We start from the raw sequence: 6,053 nt of genomic DNA on the forward strand, positions 1-6,053 counted from the left end.
CGAAGAGCGCGCTATCGACCGGATCGTGCCGCAGAACATAACGCCGAAATTCGCCGTCAACCTTCAATCTGCACTGAAATATTTCAGCCGAAAAGCCACTGGCCTTAGGCATTTCAAGCGTTTCGATCTCCACTGATCGCCCTGGCAGAGCGCGTCGAAACTACGCCAGTGCGGGCTCGCGAAACTCCAGCAAAGTCACCGCCCCGACTGGGGGGGGCTGAGCTGTACCGGCTACCTGATCATCACGCGAAGACGCTTCACCCCGCGGTCATGCCAACAACTCTCATTGGCCGGATGATATCGCCGGCTTCAATTCATTTTCCATTCGGGCTTCCCTCCGGAAAATTGCGCCAACGCCGTCAAAGACTGCTGACCGTCGCTTTGAACAAGCGCGCCGGAGGAAAGTCGTCGATCGGCATATCGGGCAACATGCCCAGCGCCGTGACCCGCGCCATGCTCACAGCCCCCCGAAAAGTGGCGAATGCCTTGTAAAAGCCGACGTCCTTGAGCGGCTTACCGACGAGGTTCGCATAATATTGTTCTGTTTCCGCGTGCGATGGCCAGCCGGCATTCCGGCTGGCTCCGATGCCTTCATGCCAATAGCTGTCGTTGAAGAACCACCAGCCAAGGTCGCGCTCCACGGCGCCGATCGTGCTCTGTTCCCAGTCTATGAGCGCCGCGCAATCGGTCCCCTGGAAAATGATATTACCCAGGCGAGCATCGCCCCAACTAAGCGTCAGCTGATCCTCGGCGGGCATATTCTTCTCGACCCACCGCGCAGCTTCGGAGATAAACGTCTCCTGAACTCCGTCGGCATGGTCGCGATACAGTTTCAGATAATATTCGAACTCCCATTCCAGGCCGTTCTGGCCTGGTGCCCCCCGCAGGAGGTGGCCCAGGCCGGCTTCGCGCCAATCGAATGCCGCCATCCCGGACATCGCCTCGATCGCGGACCACCATAATCTCTCGCGATCCCCGGCGGAAAGCGCACTCACCCAGCCACTTATGCTGTAAGGTGGATTGTCTGGGGGGATACGCCCGTCAACATGTTCCATAACGAAGAACGGGGATCCGAGCACAGATGGATCTCGCTCTTCGCCGAGGATTGCTGGAACCGGCACGTTCCGCGCCGCATGCAGCGCAGCGATCACCGTCGCTTGATGGGAGTTATCCAGACCAACGAAGAGCGCGTTATCGACCGGATCGCGCCGCAGAACATAACGCCGCAACGCTCCATCAACCTTCAACCCGAATAGGAAGGTTTCAGCCGAAAAGCCGTTGGCTTTAGGCATTTCAAGCGTTTCGATCTCCACCGACTGTCCGGGCAGAGCGAAACGAAACCACGCCAGGGCGCGCTCGCGAAACTCCGGCGAATCCCCGCCCCGGCTTGGGGGAGTAGCCTGAAATGTGCCTGCCTCCTGTTCATCACGCGAAGACGGTTCACTCTCGGTCATGGCATTAATCCTCATTGGGCCTGATGATATCGATCATAGTTCCGTCGATCCACTCCGTGGCTGCTTTGCGATAACCAAAGTCTGCGGTTTGGTAAACGAGAGAGGCCCCTCCTTGCCGTTTTCCACGATCCCGCAGATGAACACGTTAGGAATACCCAGTTCGTACGACGTGATAAGACTGGGCACGCGAGCCTGAAAATCCTGCGTGTTCGCGATTCCCGGCTTGGTGATCTCATGCCCCCCCAGCACGCTGACCGCGGCAGGAATGTTTAGAACGCTGACCCCTTCGCGCTTTACCCACACAACGATCTCGTCCATTTCTATCTGCCGAGCGCCGCTGGCAGCCGCCCGCGAACGCGCGCAGGTGGGTCTCTGTGCTCCGGCGGTGGGATTGCCCCATTGCCGGCGGGCACCACAGTCGGATTGCCACCGGCCAGCAGCCCCGAGAGGGGGGTTCCAGAGAAACCAAAGAGGAATGCCGTCGTCGAGAGCGGCAATATTCTATTGCGGATGCAAGAAGATAAAGAATTACAATATTTGCCAGTCTGAATCATCGAGCCCCTCCCTTGATACGCCGACTTCATGCGGCTACTCGATAACTACCATACGCCGTTTGGTTTTGAACCACAAGTGCCCCCGCTCGAAATGCCCCCGCTTGAAATTGACATGGAATTGGCCGGCGGTTTCAAGTCCGCCGAGCGCATGTAGATCTGCCCTCGTACCATGCAGATCAACCCACCGTCATTCTTGATCGCAAGCCCTCGCTCCGCGAGTAATAGCAGTGTGGATTGATGCATTAGCCAAATCCCGACGCCGAATTCGGATTCAGGCTCGCGCAACAGGCGGCGGCCGCTCGCTGAATGGATAAGTGGCTAGATAGGCTCTGGCCGTGCGCAGAATAAGGGCCTCCTGCTCCGGCCTGCCGATGATCTGCATACCGACGGGCATATCGTTGACGAATCCACATGGGATTGAGGCCGCCGGCCAGCCCAGAATATTGAAAAGCTGCATATTTGTCCCGTATGTGGGCATAAAATGATTGTGCGGGAGGTCAGGATTTTTCGCGAGCCGATCCCATTCCCCGACTTCGGGCGCGGTGAATGTACTTGTGGGGCTGATAATGAGGTCGTGCGCTGAAAAGACTTGCTGGAAGCGATGCCAATTGCGACTATAGACCTCGTGCGCCTCCTCAAGGGACTGCGGATTCTGGGATGCATTGAAATAAGCTATTGTGGTTGACGTGTCATAAGCGGCTGTCATCGCCACAAATGAAGGGAAATAGTCTTCCCACTCCATCGACGTATGATCAACTGCTGCGCCTAGTTCGCGAAATGCAAAAGCCGCTTTGCGTACCACATCGATTACCGCAGGCGTTTCAGGAAGCGAATAGCGCTTCCCAAATCCGAAATCGTCAGTCCAGGCGAAGCGAAGGCCTCGCACGCCATCATCGAGCGAAAGGGTGTAATTAGGAGCGGGTGTCTGGATTTCGAACGGGTCTCGACCGTCCGGACCAGCAAGAATCTGCATGACGAGCGCTGCGTCGCGAACGTCGCGTGTCAACGGACCAAAAGTACTCCCGCGAACGACACTCGGTGTATCATAGTCAACGCTGGGAATACGGCCGGGCGTAGGATGAAAGCCTACAATACCGCACATCGCTGCCGGCTCCCGGATCGAACCCGCTCCGTCCGAACCGATGGTGATCGAGGTAATGCCAGCGGCCACCGATGCGGCACCGCCAGCCGTCGATCCACCCGGCACATGTTCGAGATTCCAGGGATTGCGCGGATGATTGGTCAGCTCGGGCAAGAACGGATCCGTCCCGAAACCGGGCATGATCGTTGTACCTATTACGATCGCTCCGGCTTTCCGCAATCGTTCGACGAGGATGGAGTCGCGGCGTGCCCTGCCCCAATCAGGTGAGCCCGCTGTATCAGCATGCGGCAGGCTGTTGGTAGACCAATAGGGCATGCCTTTAATCGCGATGTGCTCTTTCACCGAAATGGGGATACCAAACAGCGGCCCCAGGGCCTCCCCATGGACAAGATCGCGCTCGGCTTGAGCTGCTTGATCCTTTGCGCCTTTTACATCTACGAAGCGGAAGGCATGGATAAGGGGATCCAGTTGCTCGATACGTGATAAAGTCCGATCGACAATTTCGACCGGAGATATATCGCGCGCGGCGATCAACTCCCGAATTCGCCAAGCCGGCAACCAACACAGCTCGTCACCCGCTATGCTGCTCGCCAAGCCTCGGCTTTGCACCTCCTCTGTCGCGCCCGCCATTCCTTGCTCCCATCGATATTCGAGCCTTGATCGAACTCCAGATTGTCCAGATAATCTCTGGTACCATCGATTCCGGGTTCTCGATCCCCTGATGACTCAGTTCTCCGACAAATTCAATCGCTCAATTGTTTAGGGATTCTCGTAACTGCGGTGCAAAAGTGCCGCTAAGCAAGCTGCCAAATATCTTATTTATTTTCCACAGATGCGAGATTGCCCAGATACTCGCCCCAGGCAAGTCCTTCCTGCCAATGATCCGGATCGTCGCGTGAATGATTTCATCGCAGCGGGACATTGGCAAAGCTTGTGGGAGATTCAGCTTCAATGGACAAGCTCTTTTCTTTTGCTAAAACCCAAGCGAGCCAGCAGGAATTACTTCCTGCCGCCCCATGTCCGCTCATGCCGTCAGCGGCCGCTTCTTTCGCACGAGCGTTTGTGCGTTGGTATATTCCAGCAGGCCTTCAACTCCGCCTTCCACGCCGACGCCAGATTGCTTCATGCCGCCAAAAGCCGCCATTGGGGAAAGATGCTGCGTTTCATTCACCCACACAGTACCACTTGCGATCCGCTGGGCGATTTCGAAGGCCCTGTCATCGTCATTGCCCCACACCGAGCCACCCAGACCATATTCGGTGGCGTTCGCCTTGGCGATCACATCGTCAATGTCATCGAATTTGATCAACGGCAGCACCGGTCCAAATTGCTCTTCCTGCACGATACGGCTGTCTTCGGGCGGGTTGTCAATGATTGTCACCGGGACGAAGTAGCCCGGCACGTCTGACTTCTCGCCACCCAAAAGGAAGGTATAGCCTTTATCCTTGGCGTCCTGAATCAGTCCAAGAACACGTTCATATTGGGTCAGGTTATTAATTGGACCGATTTGTGTTCCCTGCTCGGCACCATCGCCGATCTTGACGGTCCTGGCATAAGCAACGAGGGCTTCCTTGAGCGGCTCATAAACGTCTTTGTGAACATACATCCGCTTGGTCGCGATGCAGATCTGCCCATTGTTCTGGAATGCTGCCCAGAAGAGCTGCTCTGCCACCTTTTCGACATCGACATCGGGCATCACGATCGCCGGATCGTTGCCGCCCAGTTCGAGCGTAACACGCTTGAGCGTCGGCGCGGCGGACGCCATAACGCGACGCCCGGTCTGGGTCGAGCCGGTGAAGCTGATCTTGTCAAAACCGGGGTGGGCCGTCATCCACGGGCCAAGCGCATCACCTCCGGAAATGATGTTGAGCACACCAGCAGGCAAAATCTGCGATGCGATTTCACCGAACTTCAAGGTGGTCAACGGCGTGAACGGCGAGGGTTTGAGCACGACCGCATTGCCGGCAAGCAACGCCGGACCCAGCTTGAACATCGCAAGGAGCATGGGAAAGTTCCAAGGAGCAATGGCCCCAACCACACCCAGTGGAACGTGGCGGGTTTCGCTATAGCGTTCGTCGCTATCCTCATTGATGGTCACGGGAAGGTCGAGGGCAGCAGCCCCTTGCAGCCACATGGCGGCCCCCATGATCTCAAATTCCGCATCGCCGTGCGGCTTGCCCTGCTCGCGGGTCAGTAACCGCTTGAGCCCATCCGCTTGCGCCATGATGGCGTTGCTCAGTTCGACCAGCTTGGCCTTGCGTTCTGCGATGGGTGTGGCTGACCAGCTAGGAAAAGCCCGCCGCGCAGCAGAGACAGCACTGTCGAGATCGCTTTTGCTCGCGTCTGGCGCCTTGGCGAAGGCTTTGGCGTTGGCAGGGTTTATCACGTCAAATGTTGCGGTCCCTGCCCCCAATTCTCCGCCGATCAGCATTTTGAAATCATCGTCAAAATTCATGGGTCAATCCTCTCCTGAAATGGATTCTTCGTTAGACAGCGCAAGCCGCATTATCGTCCTGACTTCCGCAATCTCACACCGCGCTTCGCCAAGCTCCAGCCGCGTCGAGTCAAGCTCTTGCCGTATTTCGGCAAGCTCTCGCCGAAACCCGCTTATTATCGCATGAAGTTTGGGGGACATTGTCACCCTGGCATTGACTCATATCGTCGATCGCGCGGTGCTACGACGCCACGTCGAGCTAGCTGGTGACGATCGTCGATTTGCGGCCGTGGCGATCTTCGAGGATCTCGAGCAGATCGTGGCGAGCCTGGGCATCGAGTGGCTGAAGCCCCCAGTCGTCGAGGATCGAGAGTGTCGACCTGACCGAAGCAACGGACAAAGCTTAGGGCCGTTGGTATTAGAGTGCATTATTGGGCCAATTAAGTGTACGCCACATGTGCGCAGACGGCGAGCCATCGAACCCCAAACCTTCTGCAGGCTGCCGGAAG

At 57.0% G+C, this 6,053-nt stretch carries 5 protein-coding genes; all 5 read right to left on the reverse strand.

Annotated features, from left to right (window positions below; genetic code table 11):
• Positions 1-359: 359 nt before the first annotated feature.
• The 5 genes from V7665_RS12810 to V7665_RS12830 all read right to left on the reverse strand — a co-directional run bounded on the left by V7665_RS12810 (position 360) and on the right by V7665_RS12830 (position 5,944).
• Positions 360-1,454 (reverse strand): phosphotransferase family protein, encoded by a 1,095-nt coding sequence (locus tag V7665_RS12810; RefSeq protein WP_335664925.1) that lies wholly within the window; start codon positions 1,452-1,454, stop codon positions 360-362.
• Positions 1,455-1,487: 33 nt separating this feature from the next.
• Positions 1,488-1,772 carry a hypothetical protein gene (locus tag V7665_RS12815; protein ID WP_335664926.1) on the reverse strand — a complete coding sequence of 95 codons (285 nt, stop codon included), beginning with the start codon at positions 1,770-1,772 and terminating at the stop codon, positions 1,488-1,490.
• A gap of 507 nt (positions 1,773-2,279) precedes the next feature.
• Positions 2,280-3,740: an amidase gene (locus V7665_RS12820; protein ID WP_335664927.1), complete on the reverse strand. Its 1,461-nt coding sequence runs from the start codon at positions 3,738-3,740 to the stop codon at positions 2,280-2,282.
• Positions 3,741-4,134: 394 nt separating this feature from the next.
• Entirely contained in the window at positions 4,135-5,565 is a 1,431-nt protein-coding gene (locus V7665_RS12825; protein ID WP_335664928.1) for an aldehyde dehydrogenase family protein, read from the reverse strand.
• 238 nt (positions 5,566-5,803) lie between these two features.
• Positions 5,804-5,944 (reverse strand): ATP-binding protein, encoded by a 141-nt coding sequence (locus tag V7665_RS12830; protein WP_335664929.1) that lies wholly within the window; start codon positions 5,942-5,944, stop codon positions 5,804-5,806.
• Positions 5,945-6,053 lie beyond the last annotated feature (109 nt).

The sequence above is a fragment of the Parasphingorhabdus sp. genome (genome assembly GCF_036964675.1).
In the GTDB taxonomy this organism is placed as follows: domain Bacteria; phylum Pseudomonadota; class Alphaproteobacteria; order Sphingomonadales; family Sphingomonadaceae; genus Parasphingorhabdus.